Origin of the sequence: Streptomyces sp. NPDC055962 (assembly GCF_042270185.1) — a bacterium.
Classification (GTDB): domain Bacteria; phylum Actinomycetota; class Actinomycetes; order Streptomycetales; family Streptomycetaceae; genus Streptomyces.
Map to the genome: position 1 here is coordinate 14,379 of NZ_JBHJYN010000018.1, position 25,139 is coordinate 39,517.

Below are 25,139 nucleotides of genomic sequence, written 5' to 3' on the forward strand. Positions count from 1 at the left end.
GGGAGACGGGTCGTCGCACCATACTCGGACGTGTGTTCCTGACTATCAGCACGACCGGCACCTCTGAGCGTCCCGCCACCGATCTGGGCTATCTGCTGCACAAGCATCCGGAGAAGGCGCAGACGTTCTCCACCTCGCACGGCACCGCGCACGTCTTCTACCCCGAGGCGTCCGCGGACCGCTGTACAGCAGCGCTGCTGCTGGAGGTGGATCCCGTCGCGCTGGTGAGGCGCGGCAAGGGCAAGGGCCGGGGCGGAGCTCCCGACGCGGCGCTCGCGCAGTACGTCAACGACCGGCCGTACGCGGCGTCGTCACTGCTCTCGGTCGCGATGACGACGGTGTTCAAGTCCGCGCTGAAGGGGGATTGCCGGGCGATGCCCGAGCGCGCCCGGGAAGCGCTGCCGCTCCGCCTCGAGGTCCCCGCGCTGCCTGCACGCGGCGGCGCGGAACTGGTGCGGAAGCTGTTCCTCCCGCTCGGCTGGACACGGGTCGAGGCCGAGGCCGTCCCCCTGGACGAGCGGTTCCCGGAGTGGGGCGACTCGCGCTACGTACGGCTCGTGCTCGAGGGAGAGCTGCGGCTCGCGGACGCGCTGCGCCAGCTGTACGTGCTGCTGCCGGTGCTCGACGACGCCAAGCACTACTGGGTCGCGCCCGACGAGGTCGACAAGCTCCTGCGGGCCGGGGAGGGCTGGCTGGCGGGCCACCCCGAGCGGAAGCTGATCACCAGCCGCTATCTCTCCCGTCGCCTCGGGCTCACACGACAGGCGGCGGAGCAGCTCGAGCTGGTCCGGCTCGCCGAGTCGGACGACCTCGAGGTGGAGAGCGTCGACAACGCGGCGGACGAGACCACGGACACGGAGGAGAAGCCGCTCCCGCTCGCCGAGCGGCGCCGCTCGGCGATCCTGGAGGCGCTGCGCACCGCCGGGGCGAGCCGTGTGCTCGACCTCGGCTGCGGCCAGGGCCAGTTGGTGCAGGCCCTCCTCAAGGACGCGCGCTTCACGGAGATCGTCGGGGTCGACGTGTCGGTACGGGCGCTGACCGTCGCCGCGCGCCGGCTGAAGCTGGACCGGATGGGCGAGCGGCAGGCCGGGCGGATCACCCTCCGCCAGGGCGCGCTCACCTACACGGACAAGCAGCTGAAGGGATACGACGCCGCCGTCCTGAGCGAGGTGATCGAGCACCTCGACCTGGACCGGCTCCCCGCCCTCGAGTACGCGGTGTTCGGCTCCGCGCGACCGCGGACCGTGCTGGTGACGACGCCCAACGTCGAGTACAACGTCCGCTGGGAGACCCTCCCGGCCGGGCATGTACGCCACAGCGACCACCGCTTCGAATGGACCCGGGAGCAGTTCCGGGACTGGGCGGGCCAGGTCGCCGGACGCCACGGCTACACGGCGGAGTTCGTCCCCGTGGGACCGGAGGACCCCGAGGTGGGACCTCCCACACAGATGGCCGTGTTCACGATGACCACGGCCGACGGGACGACCACGAAAACGGCCGACGGGACGACCACGAAGGAGGCGGAAGCCGCATGACCGGTACCTCGCGCACCCTGCCGGTGACCGACCTTTCCCTCGTCGTCCTCGTCGGCGCCAGCGGATCGGGCAAGTCCACCTTCGCCCGCAAGAACTTCAAGCCGACCGAGATCATCTCGTCCGACTTCTGCCGTGGCCTCGTCGCCGACGACGAGAACGACCAGAGCGCCAGCCGCGACGCCTTCGACGTGCTCCACTACATCGCGGGCAAGCGCCTCGCGGCCGGCCGTCTCACCGTCGTGGACGCCACCAACGTGCAGCCCGAGAGCCGCAAGCAGCTCGTCCGGCTGGCCCGGGAGCACGACGTGCTGCCCATCGCCGTCGTGCTCGACCTGCCGGAAGAGGTCTGCCAGGCGCGCAACGCCACCCGACCCGACCGCTCCGCCATGCCCCGGCACGTCGTGCAGCGCCACCGCCGCGAGCTGCGCCGCTCCTTGCGCGGACTGGAGCGCGAAGGCTTCCGCAAGGTGCACATCCTGCGCACCGAGGAGGAGGCCGACACCGCCGAGATCGTCATCGAGCGCCGCTACAACGACCTCCGGCACCTCACCGGTCCCTTCGACATCATCGGAGACATCCACGGATGCAGCTCCGAGCTGGAGACCCTGCTCGGTCGGCTGGGATACGAGGACGGCGCGCACCCCGAGGGACGCACCGCTGTGTTCGTCGGTGACCTCGTCGACCGCGGCCCCGACAGCCCCGGTGTGCTGCGCCGCGTCATGTCCATGGTGACGTCGGGGAACGCGCTGTGCGTCCCCGGCAACCACGAGAACAAGCTCGGCCGTTATCTCAAGGGACGCAAGGTCCAGCACAGCCACGGGCTCGCCGAGACCGTGGAGCAGCTGGAGCGGGAGGACGCCGAACACCCCGAGTTCCGCGAGCAGGTCGCGGAGTTCATCGACGGACTGGTCAGCCACTACGTCCTCGACGAGGGCAAGCTGGTCGTCTGCCACGCGGGGCTGCCCGAGAAGTACCACGGCCGCACCTCGGGGCGGGTCCGCTCGCACGCCCTGTACGGGGAGACGACCGGTGAGACCGACGAGTTCGGCCTGCCCGTGCGCCACCCGTGGGCCGAGGACTACCGGGGCAGTGCCGCGGTGGTCTACGGGCACACTCCGGTGCCTGTGGCCTCCTGGGTGAACAACACGCTCTGCCTGGACACCGGCGCCGTCTTCGGGGGGAAGATGACCGCCCTGCGCTGGCCGGAGCGGGAGATCGTCGACGTGCCGGCCGAGCGCGTCTGGTACGAGCCGGTGAAGCCGCTGACCTCCGAGGCCCCGGGAGGGCGGGAGGGCCGGCCGCTCGACCTCGCCGACGTGCAGGGCCGCCGCATCGTGGAGACCCGGCACATGGGCCGGGTCGCGGTGCGCGAGGAGAACGCGGCGGCGGCGCTGGAAGTCATGAGCCGCTTCGCCGTCGACCCCCGGCTGCTGGCCTATCTGCCGCCGACGATGGCGCCGACCGCCACCTCCCACGAGGAGGGTTTCCTGGAGCATCCGGCCGAGGCCTTCGCGCAGTACCGCGTGGACGGCGTGGACAAGGTCGTCTGCGAGGAGAAGCACATGGGCTCGCGCGCCGTGGCTCTCGTCTGCCGCGACGCCGGGACGGCCCGGGAGCGCTTCGGCGTCGGGGGCGCCTCCCACGCCCCCGGCGGTGAGGGGGGTCCCACAGGCGCCCTGTACACCCGTACCGGGCGGCCGTTCCTGGACGACACGGCACTCACCGAGGTCGTCCTCGGCCGGCTGCGCACGGCGGTCACCGCCGCCGGGCTCTGGGACGAGTGGGACACGGACTGGGTGCTGCTCGACGCCGAGCTGATGCCCTGGTCCCTCAAGGCCGCGGGCCTGCTCCGCTCGCAGTACGCGGCGGTGGGCGCCGCCGCGGGCGCGGTCCTGCCCGTGGCGGAGGGCGCCCTGGCGTCGGCGCTCGCCCGCGGAGTCGACGTCGGCGACCTCGCCGGCCGCCAGCGGGAACGCGCGACGGACGCCGCCGCCTTCACGGAGGCCTACCGCCGCTACTGCTGGAGCACCGAAGGGCTCGACGGTGTCCGGCTGGCGCCGTTCCAGATCCTTGCCGTGCAGGGCCGTTCGCTCGCATCCGTGGCGCACGACGAGCAGCTGGCCTGGCTGGACAGGCTCGTCGAGCACGACCCGACCGGACTCCTCCAGGTCACGCGGCGTCTCGTCGTCGACACGGGTGACGAGGCCTCCGTGCGCTCAGGCATCGACTGGTGGCTGGAGATGACCGGCCGCGGAGGCGAGGGCATGGTCGTCAAGCCGCTCGGGGCCCTGGTCCGGGACGCGAAGGGCAGGCTCGTCCAGCCCGGCATCAAGGTGCGCGGCCGGGAGTACCTGCGGATCATCTACGGTCCCGAGTACACACGGCCGGAGAACCTGGAGCGCCTGCGGTCCCGGTTCCTCGGCCACAAGCGGTCGCTGGCCCTGCGGGAGTACGCCCTCGGTCTGGAGGCGCTCGACCGGCTGGCCGGCGGGGAGCCGCTCTGGCGGATCCACGAGGCGGTCTTCGCGGTACTGGCGCTGGAGTCGGAGCCGGTCGACCCCCGGCTGTAGGAGGGGCCACGGCCCGCTGGCGGAGGACCACGGCCCCGCTGCCGGAGGACCACGGCCCGGCCTCGGCCGGGGCCGTGTCCGCTGGGTCCGCGGTGCCCGAGCGCCGGCGGACCGTGCCGCACGGCCGCGCCGTACCGTGCCGCCGGGCCCCGAGCGCCGCCGGAGGGCCGTGCGCGCCGTGCCCCGGGCGCGCCGTACCGTGCCCGTCGTGCCCCCGGGCGGTTCGCCCGCCCGGGGCACGGCACGGCGGCCCTGTCGCGGTCAGGCGGTGATACGCATCAGGCCGATGAGACCGTCCCGCACGGTGAACGTGAAGTGGGAGGGGCCGTTGAAGCCGTCACCGCCGACCTGCGCCAGGACGGTGACGTCCTCGTCCCCGGGCCCCGCCGACACCTCGGTGACGTCGAGGGTGACGCGCGCGCCGATGAACTCCGCGTCGCTCCAGCCGTGCACCTCCTCGTACCCGGTGAACACGCGTCCCCAGTCGTCCACGGCGCCGTCCGGAGCGAAGGTCCGCAGCCAGGCGGCCGTGTCATGGGCGTTCGCGGCGTCCAGGAAGGCACTGACCACCGGGGGCAGGGGCGGGCTGGCTGACATGAGGAGGCTCCTTCGAGGTGGGGGAGGGGCCCCAGTCTCGGTCGCGGCGCCCCCTGGCGGCCCGGTCGGCACGCCGGTGCCGGCGGACACCGCTCCCGTGGTGGACACCGCCGGACGCGGACCTACGCCGGGCGCCGGGAACGGGCCCCGCCGGCGCCCTTTCCCCGCCCGCCCCGGAACCGGGTGGCGGTTCGCAGGGTGAACGGTGCCTCGCGCGGTGAGGATGAAGGCATGGGATTCCATGTCGATTCCGAGGCCGGGCGGCTGCGCCGCGTCATCCTGCACCGCCCCGATCTGGAGCTGAAGCGGCTCACCCCCAGCAACAAGGACGCTCTTCTCTTCGACGACGTGCTGTGGGTGCGCCGCGCGAGGGAGGAGCACGACGGGTTCGCCGACGTGCTGCGTGACCGGGGGGTGGAGGTCCATCTCTTCGGGGACCTGCTCCGGGAGGCCCTCGACATTCCGGTGGCGCGGCGGCTCGTCCTGGACCGGGTGTTCGCGGAGAAGGAATACGGGCCGCTCGCCACCGAACATCTGCGCGGCGTGTTCGAGGAGCTGTCCGCCGCGGAGCTGACCGAGGCCCTCGTCGGCGGGATGACGAAGCGGGAGTTCCTGGAGCGGCACGCCGAACCGACGTCCGTGCGCTTCCACGTCATGGATCTGGACGACTTCCTGCTCAGCCCCCTGCCCAACCACATCTTCACCCGGGACACCTCGGCCTGGATCTACGACGGCGTGTCCATCAACGCGATGCGCTGGCCTGCCAGACAGCGGGAGACCGTGCACTTCGAGGCGATCTACCGGCACCATCCCCTGTTCACCGGCCCCGAGGCCGGCGTCTTCCACCACTGGTCGGAGGGCCAGGACGACTACCCGTCCACCATCGAGGGCGGCGACGTCCTCGTCATCGGCCGGGGCGCCGTCCTGATCGGAATGAGTGAGCGCACCACCCCGCAGGCCGTGGAGATGCTGGCCAGAGGGCTCTTCGACGCGGGTTCGGCCCGGACGATCGTGGCGCTGGACATGCCCAAGCGCCGGGCGTTCATGCACCTCGACACGGTGATGACGATGATCGACGGTGACACCTTCACCCAGTACGCCGGGCTCGGGATGCTCCGCTCCTACACGATCGAGCCGGGCACCGGACCACGTGAACTGAAGGTCACCGACCACCCGCCCGAGCACATGCACCGGGCCATCGCCGCCGCGCTCGGCCTGGACGCGATCCGGGTCCTCACCGCCACCCAGGACGTGCACGCGGCCGAGCGGGAGCAGTGGGACGACGGGTGCAACGTGCTGGCCGTGGAGCCCGGGGTCGTCGTCGCGTACGAGCGCAACGCCACCACCAACACGTATCTGCGCAAGGAGGGCATCGAGGTCATCGAGATCCGGGGCAGTGAGCTGGGACGGGGCCGGGGAGGCCCGCGCTGCATGAGCTGCCCCGTGGTGCGCGATCCCGTGTGAGGGACAGGGACCGGTGACAGGCTGTATAGCAATACGGTGTCTCGTATAGACTTCCAGGGAAGCCGTCCGCACGCCTCAGCCCGACCCAGGAGCAGTGACCATGGCCATAGACCTCACAGGCCGCCATTTCCTCAAGGAGCTGGACTTCACGGCCGAGGAGTTCCGCGGCCTGATCGCTCTCTCCGCCGAGCTCAAGGCCGCCAAGAAGGCGGGCGGCGAGGTCCGGAGGCTGTGCGGCAAGAACATCGCGCTGATCTTCGAGAAGACCTCGACCCGCACCCGCTGCGCGTTCGAGGTGGCCGCCGCCGACCAGGGCGCCTCCACGACGTACCTCGACCCCTCCGGCTCGCAGATGGGGCACAAGGAGTCGGTGAAGGACACCGCGCGGGTGCTCGGCCGGATGTTCGACGGCATCGAGTACCGGGGCGACAGCCAGCAGGCGGTCGAGGAGCTGGCGGCCTACGGCGGTGTGCCCGTCTTCAACGGGCTCACCGACGACTGGCACCCCACCCAGATGCTCGCCGACGTCCTCACGATGACGGAGCACAGTCCGAAGCCCCTGGAGGAGATCACCTTCGCCTACCTGGGCGACGCCCGCTTCAACATGGGCAACTCCTACCTGATCACCGGGGCCCTGCTCGGCATGGACGTCCGGCTCGTCGCCCCCGCCGCCTACTGGCCGGCGCAGGACGTCGTGGACCGGGCCCACAAGCTGGCCGAGTCCAGCGGGGCGCGCATCACCCTCACCGAGGACGTGACCGAGGGTGTCCGGGGAGCCGACTTCGTCGTCACCGACGTCTGGGTCTCCATGGGTGAGCCCGTCGAGGTCTGGGACGAGCGCATCGCCGCCCTCGCGCCGTACGCCGTGACCATGGACGTGCTGCGCGCCACGGGCAACGCCGACGTGAAGTTCATGCACTGCCTCCCGGCCTACCACGACCTCGGCACGAAGGTGGCCAGGGGCATCCACGAGCGGCACGGGATCTCGGAGCTGGAGGTCACCGACGAGGTCTTCGAGTCCACGCACTCCGTCGTCTTCGACGAGGCCGAGAACCGGATGCACACGATCAAGGCGGTACTGGTGGCGACGCTGGCGGGCGACGCGGTGAGCGCATGAACATGCACCCGATTGGGTGAAGATGCGCGCAAGTGGCTACGATGGTGCTACTTGGTGGGGTTCGGGCTCGCACGCCCGAACCCCTTTCTCATGGGCCCGGTCCGGAGCACATGGCCAGGTGGAGCCTCCCCACGGGCTCCGTCCCCCGCACCGCCAGAGAAGAGACCCGTCCCCCCATGAGTCCCGCCTCCCCCACCCCGAACAGCCCTGCGCGCAGGTCCGGGGCCCGCATCAAGAGCCCCGATCTGCTGCTCGCCGAGTCCGGAGCCGACCTGGAAGGCCACGGCCTGCGGCGCAGCATGGGGCTGTTCCAGCTCGTCTGCTTCGGCGTCGGGGCGATCGTCGGCACCGGGATCTTCGTCGGGCTCTCCGACAGTGTCGCCGAGGCGGGCCCCGCCGTGGTGGTCTCGTTCGCCCTCGCCGCCGTCACCTGCATCTTCACCGCCTTCTCCTTCGCCGAGCTCGGCGGGGCCATCCCGGTCTCCGGCAGCTCGTACTCCTTCGCCTACGCCACCCTCGGGGAGCGCGTCGCGTTCCTGGTCGGCTGGTGCCTGCTGCTGGAGTACGGGGTGTCCGTCTCGGCCGTCGCTGTCGGCTGGAGCCAGTACGTCAACGAACTACTCGACAGCCTGATCGGCTGGAGCCTGCCCGAGGTGCTCTCCTCCGGTCCCGGCGACGGCGGAGTGATCAACCTGCCGGCGGTCGTCGTGGTCATGATGGCGGCCACCCTGCTGGTGCGCGGCATCCGGGAGAGCGCGGGGGCCACGGCCGCGATGGCGGTCCTCAAGATCGGCATCCTCGCCGCGTTCTGCGCGATCGCCTTCACCGCGTTCGAGGACGGTCACCTCTCGCCCTTCGCCCCCCAGGGCATGGCGGGGATCACTGCCGGGGCCTCGGTGGCGTTCTTCTCGTACATCGGGTTCGACGCCATCACCACCGCCGGTGAAGAGGTCAGGAACCCCCGCAGGAACATCCCGATCGCGATCATGGTCTGCATCGGCGTCGTCACGCTGCTCTACTGCGCCGTCGCCCTCGGTGCCATCGGCGCGCTGGGTGCGGACGCCGTGGGGGACAAGCCGGCCGCGCTCTCGCTGGTCGTCGACCAAGTCACCGAATCGGGCGTCGGCGGCGGGATCATCGCCTTCGGCGCCGTGGTCGCCATCGCGTCCGTCGTCCTTGCGGTGATGTACGGCCAGACCCGGATCCTGATGTCGATGTCCCGTGACGGGCTGGTCCCGAGGGTCTTCGAGCGGGTGTCACCGAAGACCCGCACGCCGGTCGCCAACACCTGGATCGTGGCGGTCGTCTTCGCGGTACCGGCCGCGTTCTCCTCCCTCGATGTCGTCGTGAACCTGACGACCATCGGCACGCTCGCGACCATGGCCGTGGTCAACATCGCCGTCATCACCCTGCGCCGCCGCAATCCGGAGCTGAAGCGCTCCTTCCGGGTGCCGCTCTATCCGCTGAGCCCGATCCTGGGCGTCGGCTTCTGCCTGTACCTGATGTACGGCACGGGCTGGACGACCTGGGTGCAGTTCGCCGTCTTCCTCGCCGTGGGCGCTCTCGTGTACGCGGGGTACAGCCGCAGCCGCTCCCGGCTCGTCAGCCCCGGGGAGCCGGGGGACCGGGCGGAGTCGCTGCCGACCGGAGGGTGAACCAGACCGCCTTGCCGTGCTCGGTGGGGCGGTGGCCGCAGGCGGAGCTGAGGGCGCGGATGAGGAGCAGCCCGCGCCCGTGCTCCTGCCACGGATCCGGCGCCACGCCGGGCAGCAGACGGGACAGATCCCCGGGCGGGCCCGGGTCGTGGTCGTGGACCTCCACCTGGCAGCCGGACGCCAGGAGCTCGACCACCAGCTCGATGGGTCCCGAGCCGTCGGTGTGCTCCACGGCGTTGGCGACCAGCTCCGCCGTCAGCAGCTCGGCGGTGTCGCTGTCCGCGGGCGCGTCGAGGTCCGCCAGCGCCGTACGGACGAGGGCGCGGGCGATCGGCACCGCTGCCGTCGAGTGCGGCAGGGCGATGCGCCAGGAGCGGGGCGGCGGTGCGGGGACGTCGGAGGGCACGGCGGGCGTTTCCGTTCGGGAGCGAGACATCCGGCGGGGACTTCCGCCCCGGGGGTTCCGGGGCCGCGTCCTCCGTCGCCGGACGGTACGGGCTTCTGTACCAGGACTTCCTGCGCTCAACCATACGAAGCGCGACGCCACAGACATAGAGGCTGCCGACCGGCACAAAGGGGACCTTCGCCACACCGGCCCCACCCCGCACTATTGCGCACTCATGACGGAAGTCACAGATGAGTGATAACTTCGAAACGCATCAGCAGCAGCCCGACGGCTGGAGGGGACCCTTCCATGAGCCCGTTCACCGGCTCCGCGCGGAGCGCTGGCAGCATCTGCGCCTGACGACTGAGGACGGCGTCGCGACCGTGACGCTCGCCCGTCCCGAGAAGCTCAACGCCCTCACCTTCGGCGCCTACGCCGATCTGCCGGACCTCCTGGCCGAGCTCTCCCGCGAACGCTCCGTCCGGGCCCACCGGTCCCCACCTCCACCACCCGCACTGGACGCTTCACGCGGCGGCCGAGCAGGGCTACGCCGGGCCGGGAGCCTCTTGGTCGCTCCCGTACCGCGCGGGCAGCCGCCCTCCACCGACGGGCCGCACCGACGCCCCGAAGCCCCGGCTCACACTGGGCTGAACGTGAGGCACTCGTGGCACCGGCAGGGAACCGGGTGCGCGGCGGCCCAGTGGCCGGTGCGGTACTCGACGGCCAGCCTCTCCAGCCGGACGGCGAGCTCCTCGGCGTCTTCACGGGTCGTCCAGCAGCCGCCCACGTCCGCCTCCTCGCACAGCCGCAGCACGGTCGGGCTGTGGACCGGCACGGCCCGGAACGTGTGCAGGTTGCGCGTCGCCATGCCGATGGTGATGTACGTGCCGGTGTGGCGCCCGCGCCCGACCGTGGTCAGCTGCTCGTGCCCCGAACCGGCGTAGCTCTCGATCACGTACACCTTCGAGCCGCCCCGGTACGACTTGGTGCCGGGCCGCAGCTCCTGGCCGCCGTCGCCGTAGCGCCGCCACCGCACCACGTTCGCGGCGATCAGCCAGCGCTGCTCCGCCGGACTCTCCCCGGCCCCGGCGCTCACTCCGGCTCCGCGGTGATCAGCAGGCGGTCGGAGACGGCCTCGTAGCCGATGCGCCCGTACACGCCGTTGCTCGTGGGATTCGCGAGGTCCGTGAAGAGCAGGACCTCCCGGGCCCCCTCCTCCCGTGCCGCACGGCTCACCTCCGCCGTCAGCGCTGCCGCGTAACCGCGGCCCCGGTGCTCCGGCGGTGTGTAGACGTTCGCCACCCGCACCGTGCCCGCGACCCTGCGCGAGACGCCCGCCAGCGACACCGGGACACCGTCGGTCTCCCAGAAGGTCAGGCCGCCGTGGACCGTGCGCTCGTCCACGATCCGCTCCGCCCGGTCGCCCGACTGGCCGGTCTCCCGGCCGAACGCCCTCAGCCACTCGACGAGCACCGCACGGTCGGCGGTGGTCGCGGTCCGTGGGCCACCGGCCGGCGCGGGGGAAGGTGGCAGCAGCGTGCCCAGCCTGTACAGCCGGTGCTCCTCGTCGACCCGGTGGCGGGGCCAGCGGGCGGCCAGGGTGCGAGCGCTGTCGCGGTCCGCGTTGATGCCCGGCAGGGGCAGCGCGTCTGCCAGCGCGTCGACCGCTTCGGCCGAAGCCGTGCCCAGGATCGGCACGAAGGGCGGTGTGCGCACCAGGGTCCCGGCCACCTCCCCGTCCGCCCCGCGCCACCATCCCAGCACCGGCGGTGCCGAGCCGTAGGCCTGCGGCCCGCTGTCCCGCAGGGTGGCGGTGACCGTCAGCAGCAGGGTGTTCGCGGCCGGCCGGGCGGACAGGGACGCTCCCGCCGCGTCCAGGAAGGCTTCCACGTCATCGGTGAAGGTCCAGGTCATGCCTCATCCTGTCGGGTCACCCGGCCCCGGGTCACCCCGATTTCGGTGCCCGGATCAGGGGCTGTTCCTGACGAACAGGGCACCCTCGTCCCGCAGTCGGGTGTGGAGCAGCCCGAACACCTCCGCCGAGCGGCCCCCCGGCCAGTCCTTCGGCAGCAGTTCGCCGGGCAGGCCCGGGTCCGCGTACGGCAGCTGCCGCCAGGAGTCCAGGGCGCGGAGGTAGTCGCGGTAGGCCTCCTCCGGCTCCGGCTCCGGGTCCGCGCCGTCCGGCCGTGCCTCCCAGGACCGCAGTACGGGCTCCTGCTGTGCCAGGAATTCGAGGTGCAGCCGGGCGATCGCGTCGAGGTCCCACCAGCGCGCCACCGCCTCCGCCGTGGCGGCGAATCCGAGGTGCTCACCCCGGAACAGGTCGACGTAGGGGGCGAGTTCGAGGCGCCCCAGCGTGTGCCGCGTCTCCTCGTACAGCCCGGCGGGCGCGATCCAGACCCCGGGCGCCGCCGTGCCGAAGCCGAGCCGGGCGAGACGGGAGCGCAGCAGGTGGCGCTTGTGACGCTCGGCCTCCGGCACGGAGAACACGGCGAGCACCCAGCCGTCCCCGGGCATGGGCGCCGGGCGCCGGTAGATCCGCCGGTCACCGTCGTCCAGCAGCTGACGGGCGTCGGCCGACAGGGCGTATCCGGCGGCTCCGTCCGCCGTACGGGCGGCGACGAGCAGCCCGCGGCGCTTGAGACGGGAGACGGACGAGCGCACCGACGGGGCGTCGACCCCGACCGCGTGCAGCAGCCGGATCAGCTCGGACACCTCCAGCGGGGCGTTGCCGGGGCGACGGCCGTACGCGCCGTACAGGCTCACGATCAGGGAACGGGGGGTGTGCTCGGCCACGGGGTCACTCCAGAGCGGTGGCGCCGCGCAGCAGGAAGCGCTGGAGCTTCCCGGTCGCGGTCCTGGACTGAGCGGGCAGGGAAGAGGGGCGGGGAGCCCGGGAACCATCCCGGCCGCCCCGCCCCTCCCGCATGATGCGTCCTAGTACGGCTCGACCAGGACGTGGGCGGCGCCCGCCATCCCGACCTTCAGCAGCTCGTCCTCCTCGGGCGTCGTCGGGCTGCCGGTCTCCTCCTTGAGGAGGGCGCGCGAGAGGTTCTGCACGAACATCGCCCGGGAGCGGCGCCGCTCCTCCCACGCGGTGAGCGCCGCCGGGACGTCGTCCTCGGCGTCCAGCGCGCGGGCCAGGACCAGCGCGTCCTCCACCGCCATCGCCGCACCCTGGGCGAGGTTCGGGGTGCTCGCGTGCGCGGCGTCACCGGCGATGACGACCCGGCCCGCGTGCCAGGGCGCGTCGACCGTGACCTGCGAGATGCGCGAGTAGACGACGCCGTCCGCCGCGGTGACCGTGGCCAGCGCCTCGGCGACGGGCCCGCCGAACGCCGCGAGGCGCTCCGCGAGCTGCTCGTGCGCCCGCGCGGGGTCCGGCCGGAAGTCCGGCTCCTCGGCCGTCACGGCGGCCAGGTACATCAGCTCGTCCGTGATCGGCGTGAGCAGCGCCTTGGTGGACGTCCGGCCCGCACTCACCACGACACCCTGGACCTCGGGCAGACGGGGCACGGTGACGCGCCAGTTGGCGAAGCCCGTGTACTCGGGGGTGAAACGGTCGCCGTACAGCCGGGTCCGCAGCGGCGAGCCGATGCCGTCGAAACCGACGACGAGGTCCCAGCGGGCGGACGAACCGTCGGACAGGGACACCTCGACACCGGAACCGTCGTCGGTCAGCCCGCTGATCGTCGTACCGAAACGGATCGGGACTCCGGCGGCCGCGGTGGCGTCGCCGAGGATCCTCGCCAGGGCGGGGCGCGGTATGCCGTTGCCGGCCGGGGCCTCGTCCATCCGCGGCTGCGGGATCTTGGCGAGCGGGGCGCCGGCCGGGTCGCAGACGGTCAGCACCTCCCACGCGAAGCCGGCCGCCAGGCAGGCGTCGAGGACGCCGAGCTCGCGCATGACGTGAAGGGCGTTGGACGGCTGGATGATGCCGACGCCCAGGGCGTCCAGCTCGTCACGGAGCTCGACGACCTCGACCGTGTGCCCGCTCCGGGCGAGCGCGACGGCGAGGGTGAGCCCGCCGATGCCTCCGCCGTGTACCAGTACACGCAGGGGTGTTGCCATCTCAGATCTCTCCAGGCGAGAAAGAAGGAAGGGGAAGCGGAAAGGGGGCCGGTCAGCCGACGGCCGCCGGCAGGCTCATCAGGTGGTCGACCAGGGCCAGCAGCACATCGCGGCCGAAGGGCCGTTCCCGGACGTCCCCGACCAGCAGGGGCACGTGCGGATCCAGGTCCAGGGCGGCCCTGATCTCGTCCGTGGTGCGGGTGTTGTGGCCGTGGAAGCAGTTGATCGCCACCACGAAGGGGATGTCCCGGCTCTCGAAGAAGTCGATCGAGGCGAAACTCGTCTCCAGCCGGCGGGTGTCGGCGATCACCACTCCGCCGAGTGCTCCGTTGACCAGGTCGTTCCACATGAACCAGAAGCGTTCCTGGCCGGGCGTGCCGAACAGGTAGGCCACCAGCTCGGGGCTGACCGTGATGCGGCCGAAGTCCAGCGCCACGGTCGTGGTGTTCTTCCGGCTGACGCCGGCCAGGCTGTCGACGCCGACGCTCGCCTGGGTGAGGAACTCCTCGGTGCGCAGGGGCGCCACCTCGCTGACAGCACCCACCAGCGTGGTCTTTCCGACGCCGAAGCCGCCGGCTATCAGGATCTTGACGGCGGCAGGCGCCGTCTGACTGCTTGTCATATCTGTTCAGAGTCTCCGGAGTCCGTCACGTAGGGCGGCCAGCAGGCCCATGTCGGCCCCGCCGGACGCCCGGGCCACCGTCAACGGCGCGCGGGCGAGCAGCAGGCCCTGGGCGACCAGGTCCGCCAGGAGGATCTTGGTCACCGAGACCGGCAGGTCGAGACCGGCGGACACCTCGGCGACCGCGGCCGGCCGGCGGCAGCGGTCCAGGATCATGCGGTGCTCCGGCTGGAGCCGGCCCGCCCGCAGGGGCGTACCGTGCTCGTCCACCGGTTGTTCGGCGGTGGTGAGCACGGTGATGAGGCTGAAGTCGTCCCGCTCGGGAGCGGTCCGGCCGCGGGTGATGGTGTACGGGCGCACCATCGTGCCCGCACCGTCCTCCTCGGTCTCCTCGTCGTCCCAGTAGGGGCTCACACCCGCTGCCCGTCCCCGGTACCGAAGGCGTCGAAGTCTCCGCGCGCCGGAGCGGTGAGCTTCTGGCCCACCTGCTGGACGAGGTTGTGCATCGCCAGCGACATCACCTCGGCGTCGACCTCCTGGGAGGCGACGACGGCGAGGTGGGTGCCCTGGCCGGCGGCGATGATGAAGAGCCAGAGATCGGCGAGTTCGACGATGACCTGGTGCACCGAACCGCCGTCGAACAGCTGGCCGACCCCGCGGGCGAGGCTCTGCTGGCCGGTGCATATCGCCGCGAGCCGTTCGGCGTCGGCGCGGTCGACGGAGCGCGAGTGGCTCACCACCAGTCCGTCGTCGGACAGCAGTACGGCGTTCAGGGTCTCGGCGACCGAGTCCACCAGACCGTCGAGCAGCCAGTCCAGATCCTGGAGGGTGGCCGTTGTGCGAGTCATGACCGTTCTTCTCTCGTAGGGGAGGGTGCGGCGGGGGCGGGGCCCGGTGGCTCCTCCGCCGCCCGTGCCGCGCGGGAGCGCCGCTGGAATGCCCCGATCGCCGCACCGGCCCGCCGGGGGACGGGGCGCAGCAGCGGGTTCTCGTCCCAGCTCGGGGGCTTGGGCGCAGTGGTGCGGGCGGCAGGGTCCACCCGCAGTTCGTCCACCAGGCTGGCCTGGCGTACGCGGCGGGGGAGCGGGGGCTCCCCGCCGGCCGGCGTGAGGGCACGCAGCTCCGACGGACCCGCGGGAACGACGTCCCGCGCGGGCGTGCCGTAGGGCTGCGGGCCGGTGGTGTCACCCTCCGCCGGGTAGGGCTGCGGACGGGACGGCTCGGGCGCCGTGTACGCCTCCTCGGCCGGCTCCGCGTAGGAGTGGCCGGGCACGGGGTACTGGCCCGCGGCCGTCATGTACGGCTGCTCCTGGCCGGTCCAGGGCTGTTCGGCGCCGGCGTAGGGGGCGCCGGCGCCGGGGTACGGCCCGCCGGGTTCCGTGTACGGCTGCCCGGATCCCGGGTACGGGCCGTCGGTGTACGGCTGCCCGGATCCCGGGTGTGCGGCGTCACCGGAGGTGTAGGCCGGCCCGGGTCCCTGGTACACGGAGTCGCCGGAGGTGTACGGCTGGTCCGTGTCGGGGTACGGGGTGTGCGCGTCGGGGTACGCGCCCTCGCCCTGGTAGGGCGGGCTCTCCGGCGGAAGGGGCTGACCGGGCACCGGGAACGGTTCCGCGGAGCCGGAGTACGTCTGCCCGGGGTCCTGTTGCTCCCCCTCGGCGGGACGCGACCTGGCGGCGTGGTCGGCCAGGGCCGTGACCCCCGCCATCGCCCGCCCCTGCACCCGCGTCGGCAGTGCGCCGGGGGCCGCGGAGGAGTGCTCCGCCGTCGGTGCGGGGGCGGCCGACGGCGCACCGGCCGGGCGTACCCCGGGTTCGGGCACGGTCAGCTCGTCCGGGACCAGGACGACCACGCGGGTGCCGCCGAAGGCGGAGGGCCGGAACTCGACCCGCAGCCCGTGCTGGTCCGCGAGGCGGGAGATCACGTAGAGGCCGAGCCGGATGTCCTCCGAGTGGGCCAGTACGTCCATCCTGGGCGGACGGCTCATCAGTTCGTTGGCGTCGGCGAGCTGTTGCTCGTCCATGCCCAGCCCGCGGTCCTCGACCTCGATGGCCAGGCCCCGGCTCACCTTCGCCGCGCGGACCTCGACCGGGCTCGGCGGCCTGGAGAAGGTCAGCGCGTTCTCGATCAGCTCGGCCAGCACGTGGGAGACCGGGCCGACGGCCCGCTCGGCCAGCCAGGGGGCACCGTCCAGGTCCAGCACCACCCGTCGGTAGTCCTGCACCTCACCCTGCGCGGAACGCATGACGTCCAGCAGCGGTACGGGTTTGCGCCAGCGGCGGTGGGGCGAACCGCCGGCGAGGATCACCAGGTTCTCCTCGTAGCGGCGCAGACGTGCCGTCAGGTGGTCGAGGTCGAACAGACCGTCGAGCACTTCGGGATCCTCGTGCTTGCGCTCCAGCTCGTCCAGCTTCTTCAGCTGCTGGCCGATCAGCTGCTGCGTACGGCGCGCGATGCGCTGCAGCAGCCGCTCGAAGCCCCGGTGCTGGTCGGCCTGTCTGACGGCGGCCTGCAGCGCGCTGGTGCGGGCCTGGTTGAGGGCGCCGCCGAGCCGGGTGAGCTCGTCGCCGTCCTCGTTCCGGGTGTCGATCGCGCGGGCCTCGGCCTCGACGTCGATCTTCTCCCCCTGTGCCAGCCGTTCGACGACGTCCGGCAGGGCCCTCTCGAGCTCCTCGGCCCGCTCCTGCAGTCCGGAGATGCGCCGGCGCAGGTTGCGGGTGAGGCGCCAGGTGGTCCAGACGACGGCGACGACGGCGAGCAGGCCGATCACCGAGGTGAGGACCATCTTGAGGAGCAGGGACATGACGGTGCCCTTGCCCGTCACCATGACCGCGTCGGTGCGCTTCTCCAGCAGGTCGACGAGCTGCGGGGTGACCCCGTCCATGGCCTTGCGCCAGGTCTTCTCCTCGGCGTCCAGCTCCACGAAGCCGGACCGGTCGGCGGACGTCGGCCGCAGGATCTGCTCCTCGGTCTTCGTCTTGGCCGCCCAGGCGGCGCTGTCGGTGAGTTGCTTCCACTGGGCCTGCTCGTCCTCGGGGAGGTACGGGACCACCTTGGTCGCGGCCTGGAAGGACTGACCGGAGACGGCGTTGCGGACCTCCTGGAGGTCCTCCGTGCTGAGCTTGCCGGAGGGCCAGCCGCGGGCGAGGATCGCGTCCGAGCGGGAGATCATCTCCTTGGTCCAGAAGAGGTCCACGAGGGGCTGCCCCATCGTGGTCACCTCGCCGTTGTCCACATGGCTGAGGGCCGAGAACAGTTCGAGATCCACGGCGATCAGATCGGTGTAGTAGCCGTAGACCACCGCCTGCTGGTCGCTGTCGCCCTCGTCGACGAGGCTGCGCTGGGCCGGCAGCTGGTTGATGGCCTCCCGTGCCCTGCCGACGGCGTTCCGCACCTCTTCGGGCGCGTCGTCCGCGCTCACGTCCGAGAGAGACTGGAAGGTCGTGATCGCCTCGTCGGTGAGCGTGCGCTGCTGCTTCAGCGCCTTACCGGAGTCTTCGGGCCGTGCCAGCGCCTCGGCGCTGAGCCGGCGCTCCTCCTGCAGGTTGTAGTACACGATGTTGGACGGTTGGCCCGCTTGTTCGGCCAAGAGTCCCTGGGCTGCCTGGCGTTGGAAGTCCAGGAAGGTCTGTCCACTGGTGACGGCCCACAGGGCGGCCAGTGCGACTCCGGGGACGATCGCCAGTACGAGTAGGGCTGTCCGCAACGACATGGGTGCCGAGTCGGTCCGCCGTGACGCGCGCGTGCGCAGGGGATGCTCCTTGACGATGATGCCAGCCGGTGACTGGTCAAATACGTTGAGAACTTGGACACATGGATATTAGTCACAGTGCAAAAAAGAAGAGAAAGTGGCCTCACATGTGCAACACGGCGCGCCCACAGAATGTGCACGTGTGCCTGCCGATGTGTCGGTGATGTCTGCCGTGCCCGGGTAGCGGCCCGCACGCTCCGGAGTGAGGCTGGAGGTGACGTATACGTTCCGGGGGCCCGAGGAGGCGACGACGGTGACGGACGCACCCCCTCCGCGCCGCGTCGATCCGCGCCGCGTCGATCCGCACGGCGTCGATCCGCACGGTGTGAACAGGTCATCCGAGGGCGACGGGATCACGGTGTCCGGCGGCGCCCGCTGCCGCCTTCGCGCCGCCGGGGCGGGCAGCGGCATGCCTGACGAGATGCCTGACGTGCCGGTCCATCTGCCGCTGGCCGCGGACCGGGTGCTCCGCCCGGAGGGGGTGCCTGGCGCGGCCGGACGGCACGAGTCCCACGTCATGCCGTGTGACCGGGGGCGAACAGGGCAGGCGCCGTTCTGTGACCACAGCGGGACGAGAACCGACCCCCACCGACGCGCACCGTGACCAGCGGACCCTCCGTCGCGCGGCGCGCCGGACGGGTGAACCGGGCCGGGCGATATATCTGTATTCGGTGGCCTTTGCTCCGGACCTTTCCTCGTGATCGCGCTCATCGTCAGCCATTTCGTCCTGGCGGCCTGCGCGGGCCCGCTGGTGCGACGGCTCGGCAGGCTCGCCTTCGTCGTACTCGCCCTGCCGCCCGCCGCTGCCACGGTGTGGGCCGCCACCCGATGGGCGGGTGCCGCGGACGGGAAGGCCGTCACCTGGTCCTGGGAGTGGATCGGCACGTACGACGTGTCGGTGGCCCTGCGCCTGGACGCGCTCGCCGAGCTGATGGTGCTGCTCGCGGCCGGCGTCGGCATGCTCGTCCTGTTGTACTGCGCGTCCTACTTCACCGACGATTCGCCCCAACTGGCCTCCTTCGCCGGGAACCTGCTGGCCTTCGCCGGGGCGATGCTGGCCCTCGTCCTCGCGGACGACCTGATCACCCTCTACGTGTTCTGGGAGCTGACCACGGTCTTCTCCTACCTGCTGATCGGCCACACCAGCACGCGCAAACAGAACCGGCGCTCCGCACTCCAGGCCCTGACGGTCACCACCCTGGGCGGCCTCGCCATGCTGGTCGGCTTCCTGATCCTCGGTCAGGCTGCTGGCACCTACCGGATCTCCGCGATCGTCGAGGATCCGCCGGAGGCCACCGTCGCCGTCTCCGTGGCTGTGGTCCTCGTGCTGTGCGGGGCGCTGTCCAAGTCGGCGATCTGGCCGTTCAGCCTCTGGCTCCCGAACGCCATGGCCGCACCCACCCCCGTCAGCGCCTACCTGCACGCCGCGGCCATGGTCAAGGCCGGGGTCTACCTCGTGGCCCGGCTCGCCCCCGGCTTCGCCGACGTCCCGGTCTGGCGTCCCGTCGTCCTGGTGCTGGGGGCGGCGACCATGCTCCTCGGTGCCTGGCGGGCCCTGCGCCTGAACGATCTGAAGCTCGTCCTCGCCTACGGCACCGTCAGCCAGCTCGGCTTCCTCACCGTGCTCGCCGGGGCGGGCAACCGTGACGCCGCGCTCGCCGCCGCCGCGATGATCCTGGGACACGCCCTGTTCAAGGCCGCGCTGTTCCTCGTCGTCGGAATCGTCGACCACGCGGCCGGCACCCGTGATCTGCGCGCACTCTCCGGCCTCGGCCGCACCATGCCGCTCCTCTGCGCGGTCGCGGTGCTCTCCGCCGCGTCCATGGCCGCCGTTCCGCCGTTCCTCGGATTCGCCGCGAAGGAGGCCGCCTTCGACGCGCTGCTGCGCGGCGGAACCGCGGACCGCTGGGCGCTGGCCGTCCTCGTCGCCGGCTCGGTGCTGACCGTGGCGTACACCCTCCGCTTCGTGTGGGGGGCGTTCGCCCGCAAGGCCGGGGTCGCCGACACCCCCGCCCACCGGGCGGGCGCCGGCCTCGTGGGCCCGCCCGCCGTGCTGGCCCTCGCCGGGCTGGTGCTCGGCCCCGGTGTCGGGTGGACGGACCCGCTCTTCGCCGCGTACGCCGACGTCTTCCCGGCCCCCGCCCACGCCTACCACCTCGCGCTCTGGCACGGCTTCGGGACGGTCCTGCTGCTCTCCGCGGTCACCTGGGCGGGCGGCGCCGTGCTCTTCGCCGGACGCACGACGGTCACCCGGCTCTCCCGGCGGATCGCCTGGCCCACGGCGGACAGCGTCTTCGGCCACCTCCTGCTCGGCCTGGAGCGCCTCGCCCTCCAGGTCACCGGCTTCGTCCAGCGCGGATCCCTCTCCGTCTACCTGGCCATCACCATGGCGGTGATGCTGGCCGGCCAGCTGGCCGTCCTCTTCACCGACCGTCCCTGGCAGGGCGCCGTCGCGCCCCGGGTGTGGGACACCCCGCTCCAGGGCGCCGTGGCCGTGCTCACCTGCGCGGCCGCCCTCTCCTGCCTGACCGTCAGCCGCCGGATGAAGGCCGTCGTCCTGGCAGGACTGACCGGCTACGGGACGGCGCTGCTCTTCGTCGTGCAGGGAGCCCCCGACCTGGCGCTCACCCAGTTCTGCGTCGAGACCGTCTCGATGATCGTGTTCGTGCTGGTCCTGCGCCGGATGCCGGTGCGCTTCGAGGAGCCGATCGGCACATGGCGGCGGCTGGTGCGCATCCCGGTGGCGCTGGGCGCCGCGGCGACGGTCGGCGTGGCCGTGTGGGCGGCCGGCGCGGCCCGCATCGCCGAGCCCGCGGGCGCCGCGATGGTCGAGGAGGTCGCCCATCACGGCCTCAAGGACGTGGTGGCCACCATCCTGGTCGACCTGCGTGCCTGGGACACGATGGGGGAGTCCGCCGTGCTCGCGGCGGCTGCCATCGGGGTGACCAGTCTCATCTACCTGCACCGCCGCAGCGAGACGTCCTTCGACAGGGACGAACTGCGGGGGGAGACCGCGTGGACGCTCTCGGGCCGGCGGCTGACCGGCCTGCCGCAGGGCGACGACACCGCGCCCGAGCGCAGCTGGCTGGCCGCAGGATCGACCCTCGCGCCCGAACACCGTTCCGTCGTCTTCGAGGTGGTGGGGCGGCTGCTCTTCCACCCCATCCTGGTGCTCTCCCTGTACCTGCTGTTCTGCGCGGAGAACATGCCGGGCGGCGGGTTCGTGGCCGGGCTCGTCGCGGGACTCGCCCTCATCACCCGGTACCTGGCGGGCGGCAGATTCGAGCTCGCCGAGGCGGCGCCGCTTCAGCCCGGGCTCTTCACCGGTCTCGGCCTGTTCGTCTCCACCGGGGTCGCCCTGGGCGGTCTCGCGGAAGGGACGGTGCTGCACGCCTGGACCTACCACGGGCACCTGCCCGTGTTCGGTGACTACCACCTGAGCACTTCGGTGCTCTTCGACTTCGGTGTCTACCTGCTGGTCCTGGGAGTGGTTCTGGACATCGTCCGCGCGCTGGGGGCCAAGGTCGACCGGCAGATCGAACGGGCGGCGGGCGCGCTGGCCCCCGCGTCGGACACCGGGGCCGGAGGGCCGAACCGATGATCATGAGCGTCTCGCTCCTCGTCACAGCGGTGGTCCTCTGCGCGGTCGGCGGCATCCTCATGCTCACCCGGCCCCTCACCCGCATCCTGCTCGGCGCGGTGATCGCGGGCAACGGCATCAACCTGCTGGTCCTGTCGTCGACCGGGTCCGCGGGCGCGGCACCGCTGCTCTACGGTGCGCCGCTGCGCCGGATCACCGACCCGCTGCCGCAGGCCATCGCCCTCACCGCCATCGTCATCACGCTGGCGACCACGGCGTTCCTGCTCGCCATGGCCTACCGCAGCTACCAGCTGACCGGCACGGACGAGGTCCACGACGACCTGGAGGACCGCCGCATCTACCTGCGCGCCGAGGTGCTGGGGGAGCGGGCCGAGCTCCGCGAGGAGTACCGGGCGGAGTCCGGCCGTTCGCGGAAGGACCGCGCACGCTACCGCCAGGAACACCGCCGGCTGCGCGGCCGGCTGCGTGCCGACCGCGCCCTTCAGGCCCGTGGGCGCGATGCCAGTGGTGACCTGTGGCACGACGTGCTGGGCGCCGATCCGGAGGACTACGTGAACCAACGCCCCGACAGCAACGGCCCGGAGCCGTCCGGCCCCGCCCCCGGGGGCCCGGGAAGTCCCGGGGGCCCGGGGTCCTCCGGCGGCCCCGGGTCCTCCGGCGGCCCCGACAGGGGAGCCGCCGGATGAACGCCCTCGTCCCGCTGCCGGTCCTGCTGCCCCTCTGCGCCACCGGGCTGAGCCTCGCCTTCGGTACCCGGCTCGCGCGCTTCCAGCGCTTCATCAGCGTCGCCGTCCTCACGGCCGTCCTCGGTCTCTCCGTGGCGCTGATGATCGCCGCGGACCGGCAGGGCCCCCTCTCCGTCCACCTCGGGGACTTCGCGCCGCCGCTCGGCATCACGCTGGTCGCCGACCGGCTCTCCGGGCTGATGCTGACCGTCTCCTCGGCCGTCACCCTCTGCGTCCTGGTCTACTCGCTCGGCCAGGGCATGGCGGACCGGGACAAGGAGACGCCCGTCGCCGTCTTCCACCCCGCCTACCTCATCCTGGTCTCCGGGGTCTCCCTCACCTTCATCGCCGGCGACCTCGTCAATCTCTACGTCGGCTTCGAGATCATGCTGGTCGCCAGCTTCGTCCTGCTCACGCTCGGCGGGACCGGTCCCCGGATCCGGGCCGGATCCACGTACGTGATCATCTCGCTGTTCTCCTCGATGCTGTTCCTGACGGCGATCGCCATGACCTACGCCGCTGCCGGCACCGCCAACTTCGCCCAGCTCGCCCTCCGGCTGCCCGAACTCCCCCTCGGCGTCCAGACCCTGATCCAGGCGCTGCTGCTCACCGTCTTCGCCATCAAGGCCGCCGTCTTCCCCCTGGCGGCCTGGCTCCCCGACTCCTACCCGACCGCACCCGCACCCGTCACAGCCGTCTTCGCCGGACTGCTGACGAAGGTCGGCATCTACTGCATGCTGCGGGTCGAGACCCTCCTCTTCCCCGGGAACCGGCTCGGCGACCTGCTCATGGCCGTCGCCCTCGCCTCGATGATCGTGGGCATCCTCGGAGCGGTCGCCCAGACCGACCTGAAACGGCTGTTCTCGTTCACCCTCATCAGCCACATCGGGTACATGGTCTTCGGCATCGGCCTCGCCACGCGCGAGGCGTACGGAGGTGCGATCTTCTACGTCGCCCACCACATCACCGTCCAGACCACCCTCTTCCTCGTCGCGGGGCTCATCGAACGCCGGGGCGGCACCAACGAGCTCACCCGGCTCGGCGGACTGGCCCGATCCGCCCCGCTGCTCGCGGTGCTGTTCTTCGTCCCCGCGATGAACTTCGCGGGGATCCCCCCGCTCTCCGGCTTCATCGGAAAGCTCGGCCTCATGCGGGCCGGGGTCGCGGACGGCAGCGTCTGGGCCTGGATCCTCGTCGCGGGGGCGACGGTGACGAGCCTGCTCACCCTGTACGTGATGGCCAAGATCTGGAACCTGGCCTTCTGGCGTACCGAGCCGCCGGGCCAGGCCGCCTACGGCACCGTCCTGGAGGCCGCCGACGACAGTGACGACGACGACGCCGACACCGGACCCGACCGCATTCCCGGGACGGGTGACGAAGGGGTGGCGGTACCGGCCGGAGGCCCCGCGGGACAGACCGTGGCCGCGACCCTCCAGGGGCGGACCGTCACCACCACGATCCGCCCGCCCTTCGCCATGACCGCCGCCACGGCCGGTGCCGTGGTGCTCGGGCTCGCCTTCACCGTCCTGGCCGGTCCGCTGACGGCCTTCACCGACCGCTCGGCCGCCGAGCTCATCGCGCGCCGCCCCTACGTCGAGGAGGTGCTCGGCCCGTGAGGCGCCTGATCACCCTGTCGCACCGCAACCCCGACCTGCCCCCGTACAGCGTGGAGTTCGCCGGCCGCCGGCGCCGCGTGCTCGACCTCCCGCTGATCGCCTGGCTCACCCTGATCTGGGTCCTGCTGTGGTCCACCCTGACCTGGGCGAACGTCGTCACCGGCGTGGTCGTCGCCTGCGCCGTCTGTCTGGCGTTCCCGCTGCCCCAGGTCGACCTGGGGCTGCGGCTGCACCCCTGGGGCATCATCCGGCTCGCCGGCTACCTGCTCTACGACATGTACACCTCGGGGGTGAAGGTCACCCGGCAGATCTTCGCCGACCGTCCGCACCGGCCCGCCGTCATCGCCGTCCCCCTGCGCTGCCGCAGCGACCTCATGCTCGCCGCGACCGCCGTCACCGTGTCGAACGTGCCGGGCGGCGCCGTCATCGAGGTGCGCAGGGCCACCGCCACCCTCTTCCTGCACGTCCTGGACGCGGACAGGCCCGAGGAGCTGGAGGCGGCCCGGCGCTCGGTCTGGAAGCTGGAGGAGCTGACGGTACGGGCGTTCGGGACGAAGGACGAGATCGGCAGGGTCTCCGGGCCGCCACCGGCGGTCGCCGGGTCCGACATCGCGGGGGAGGGGGCATGAGCGGGCCCGAGACCGTCGACCGGGTGCTGATGACCGCGGCCGTCGTGTTCGTCGTCGTGGCCGGAGGGCTGCTTCTCTTCCGGACCAGCCGGGGGCCCTCCATGCTGGACCGGGCCATCTCCCTCGACGTCCTGGCCGCCGTCATCATCGCGGGCCTGGGCGCCAAGTCCGCTTTCGCACGTGACTCGTTCTACTTCCCGATCATGCTGGTGCTGGCGTTCCTCGGATTCACCGGATCGGTGGGCATCGCGCGCTTCATCGCGGTACGCGACAAGCCCCTGCCGCGCCGGAAGCCCTCTGCGGGGAAGGACGGACAGCGGTGAACGTCTGGCTGCAGGTCGCGGACACGGCCGGGGCGGTGCTCGTGTTCCTCGGCGCGGCGATCAGCCTCCTCGGGGTGGTCGGGATGCTGAAGCTGCCCGACGTCCTGTCGCGCAGCCACGCGGCGACCAAGCCGCAGACCCTCGGACTGCTGCTGGTGCTGGCGGGGGTCGCGCTGCGGCTGCGCGGGGGCATGGACGTGGCGACGCTGGGCCTCATCGGCTTCTTCCAGTTGATGACCGGCCCGGTGGCCGCCCACCTGGTGGCGCGGTCGGCGTACCGGACGGGCCAGATCGAGCGCGGCGAGCTGCTCTTCGACGACCTGGACGCGCAGCTGACCGAGCCGGAACCGGAGCGGGGGCCGGGCCCGCCCCCGGACCGCGGCACCGGGCAGGACTGAGCCCCGGGTCCGTGGCGGGCCGAGAAGTGCCGCGTACCCGTCACGTGGGCACGCCGGGTCTGCGATGATGCGGCCCGGGA

The 25,139-nt window shown here is 72.0% G+C and carries 21 protein-coding genes and 1 pseudogene; 12 read left to right on the forward strand and 10 right to left on the reverse strand.

What is annotated here, in order from left to right; all coding sequences use genetic code 11:
• Positions 1-32 precede the first annotated feature (32 nt).
• Both ACFC51_RS33105 and ACFC51_RS33110 read left to right on the forward strand, forming a co-directional pair.
• Positions 33-1,535, forward strand: coding sequence for a 3' terminal RNA ribose 2'-O-methyltransferase Hen1 (locus ACFC51_RS33105; protein WP_376532475.1), 1,503 nt, complete (start codon positions 33-35; stop codon positions 1,533-1,535).
• Positions 1,532-4,105 carry a polynucleotide kinase-phosphatase gene (locus ACFC51_RS33110; RefSeq protein ID WP_376367591.1) on the forward strand — a complete coding sequence of 858 codons (2,574 nt, stop codon included), beginning with the start codon at positions 1,532-1,534 and terminating at the stop codon, positions 4,103-4,105. The genes ACFC51_RS33105 and ACFC51_RS33110 overlap by 4 nt, the downstream gene beginning before the upstream one ends.
• A gap of 261 nt (positions 4,106-4,366) precedes the next feature.
• Here ACFC51_RS33110 and ACFC51_RS33115 read toward each other — a convergent pair whose 3' ends face one another.
• The gene (locus ACFC51_RS33115) at positions 4,367-4,702 is read right to left on the reverse strand and encodes a nuclear transport factor 2 family protein (protein ID WP_376367593.1); all 336 of its coding nucleotides are present in this window, start codon (positions 4,700-4,702) and stop codon (positions 4,367-4,369) included.
• A 231-nt stretch (positions 4,703-4,933) separates the two neighbouring features.
• On the opposite strand from ACFC51_RS33115, the gene ACFC51_RS33120 reads away from it, so the two are divergent.
• The 3 genes from ACFC51_RS33120 (at position 4,934) to ACFC51_RS33130 (ending at position 8,938) form a co-directional block, all read left to right on the forward strand.
• Positions 4,934-6,166 (forward strand): arginine deiminase, encoded by a 1,233-nt coding sequence (locus ACFC51_RS33120; RefSeq protein ID WP_376367595.1) that lies wholly within the window; start codon positions 4,934-4,936, stop codon positions 6,164-6,166.
• Between the two features lie 100 nt (positions 6,167-6,266).
• The gene (gene argF, locus ACFC51_RS33125) at positions 6,267-7,283 is read left to right on the forward strand and encodes an ornithine carbamoyltransferase (protein ID WP_376367597.1); all 1,017 of its coding nucleotides are present in this window, start codon (positions 6,267-6,269) and stop codon (positions 7,281-7,283) included.
• Positions 7,284-7,459: 176 nt separating this feature from the next.
• Positions 7,460-8,938 carry an amino acid permease gene (locus tag ACFC51_RS33130; RefSeq protein WP_376367599.1) on the forward strand — a complete coding sequence of 493 codons (1,479 nt, stop codon included), beginning with the start codon at positions 7,460-7,462 and terminating at the stop codon, positions 8,936-8,938.
• On the opposite strand, the gene ACFC51_RS33135 is transcribed toward ACFC51_RS33130, so the two are convergent.
• Positions 8,886-9,344 (reverse strand): ATP-binding protein, encoded by a 459-nt coding sequence (locus ACFC51_RS33135; RefSeq protein ID WP_376367601.1) that lies wholly within the window; start codon positions 9,342-9,344, stop codon positions 8,886-8,888. The two genes, ACFC51_RS33130 and ACFC51_RS33135, sit on opposite strands and share 53 nt — an antisense overlap.
• Positions 9,345-9,632: 288 nt before the next feature.
• On the opposite strand from ACFC51_RS33135, the pseudogene ACFC51_RS33140 reads away from it, so the two are divergent.
• A pseudogene (locus ACFC51_RS33140) lies at positions 9,633-9,811 on the forward strand (enoyl-CoA hydratase); the annotation flags it as partial.
• Between the two features lie 149 nt (positions 9,812-9,960).
• Here the strand turns inward: ACFC51_RS33140 and ACFC51_RS33145 are convergent.
• The 8 genes from ACFC51_RS33145 to ACFC51_RS33180 form a co-directional block, all read right to left on the reverse strand.
• Positions 9,961-10,419 (reverse strand): hypothetical protein, encoded by a 459-nt coding sequence (locus ACFC51_RS33145; protein WP_376367603.1) that lies wholly within the window; start codon positions 10,417-10,419, stop codon positions 9,961-9,963.
• Entirely contained in the window at positions 10,416-11,237 is an 822-nt protein-coding gene (locus ACFC51_RS33150) for a GNAT family N-acetyltransferase (RefSeq protein WP_376532477.1), read from the reverse strand. Before ACFC51_RS33150 ends, ACFC51_RS33145 begins: the two co-directional genes overlap by 4 nt.
• Before the next feature lie 54 nt (positions 11,238-11,291).
• A complete protein-coding gene (locus ACFC51_RS33155) occupies positions 11,292-12,119 on the reverse strand; it encodes a PaaX family transcriptional regulator C-terminal domain-containing protein (RefSeq protein ID WP_376532479.1) in 828 nt (275 codons plus the stop codon).
• Positions 12,120-12,260: 141 nt separating this feature from the next.
• Complete coding sequence (locus ACFC51_RS33160) at positions 12,261-13,394, reverse strand: FAD-dependent monooxygenase (RefSeq protein ID WP_376532481.1); 1,134 nt, start codon at positions 13,392-13,394, stop codon at positions 12,261-12,263.
• A 52-nt stretch (positions 13,395-13,446) separates the two neighbouring features.
• Positions 13,447-14,016, reverse strand: a complete 570-nt coding sequence (locus tag ACFC51_RS33165) for an ATP/GTP-binding protein (protein WP_376367611.1) — start codon at positions 14,014-14,016, stop codon at positions 13,447-13,449.
• 6 nt (positions 14,017-14,022) lie between these two features.
• On the reverse strand, positions 14,023-14,430 hold the full coding sequence (locus ACFC51_RS33170; protein ID WP_376367613.1) for a DUF742 domain-containing protein: 408 nt from the start codon (positions 14,428-14,430) through the stop codon (positions 14,023-14,025).
• Positions 14,427-14,864, reverse strand: a complete 438-nt coding sequence (locus ACFC51_RS33175) for a roadblock/LC7 domain-containing protein (RefSeq protein ID WP_376367615.1) — start codon at positions 14,862-14,864, stop codon at positions 14,427-14,429. Before ACFC51_RS33175 ends, ACFC51_RS33170 begins: the two co-directional genes overlap by 4 nt.
• Entirely contained in the window at positions 14,861-17,728 is a 2,868-nt protein-coding gene (locus ACFC51_RS33180; protein WP_376532483.1) for a nitrate- and nitrite sensing domain-containing protein, read from the reverse strand. Before ACFC51_RS33180 ends, ACFC51_RS33175 begins: the two co-directional genes overlap by 4 nt.
• 736 nt (positions 17,729-18,464) lie before the next feature.
• Here ACFC51_RS33180 and ACFC51_RS33185 point away from each other — a divergent pair.
• Genes ACFC51_RS33185 through mnhG form a run of 6 tightly spaced genes read left to right on the forward strand, consistent with a single transcriptional unit; the run spans position 18,465 to position 25,059 of the window.
• The gene (locus ACFC51_RS33185) at positions 18,465-21,368 is read left to right on the forward strand and encodes a Na+/H+ antiporter subunit A (RefSeq protein ID WP_376532485.1); all 2,904 of its coding nucleotides are present in this window, start codon (positions 18,465-18,467) and stop codon (positions 21,366-21,368) included.
• On the forward strand, positions 21,365-22,054 hold the full coding sequence (locus ACFC51_RS33190) for a Na(+)/H(+) antiporter subunit C (protein WP_376532487.1): 690 nt from the start codon (positions 21,365-21,367) through the stop codon (positions 22,052-22,054). Before ACFC51_RS33185 ends, ACFC51_RS33190 begins: the two co-directional genes overlap by 4 nt.
• Entirely contained in the window at positions 22,051-23,709 is a 1,659-nt protein-coding gene (locus tag ACFC51_RS33195; RefSeq protein ID WP_376367622.1) for a Na+/H+ antiporter subunit D, read from the forward strand. Before ACFC51_RS33190 ends, ACFC51_RS33195 begins: the two co-directional genes overlap by 4 nt.
• On the forward strand, positions 23,706-24,338 hold the full coding sequence (locus ACFC51_RS33200) for a Na+/H+ antiporter subunit E (RefSeq protein ID WP_376367624.1): 633 nt from the start codon (positions 23,706-23,708) through the stop codon (positions 24,336-24,338). Before ACFC51_RS33195 ends, ACFC51_RS33200 begins: the two co-directional genes overlap by 4 nt.
• Positions 24,335-24,661, forward strand: coding sequence for a monovalent cation/H+ antiporter complex subunit F (locus ACFC51_RS33205; RefSeq protein ID WP_376367626.1), 327 nt, complete (start codon positions 24,335-24,337; stop codon positions 24,659-24,661). The genes ACFC51_RS33200 and ACFC51_RS33205 overlap by 4 nt, the downstream gene beginning before the upstream one ends.
• Positions 24,658-25,059 (forward strand): monovalent cation/H(+) antiporter subunit G, encoded by a 402-nt coding sequence (gene mnhG, locus ACFC51_RS33210; protein ID WP_376367628.1) that lies wholly within the window; start codon positions 24,658-24,660, stop codon positions 25,057-25,059. The genes ACFC51_RS33205 and mnhG overlap by 4 nt, the downstream gene beginning before the upstream one ends.
• The last annotated feature ends 80 nt before the right edge of the window (positions 25,060-25,139 follow it).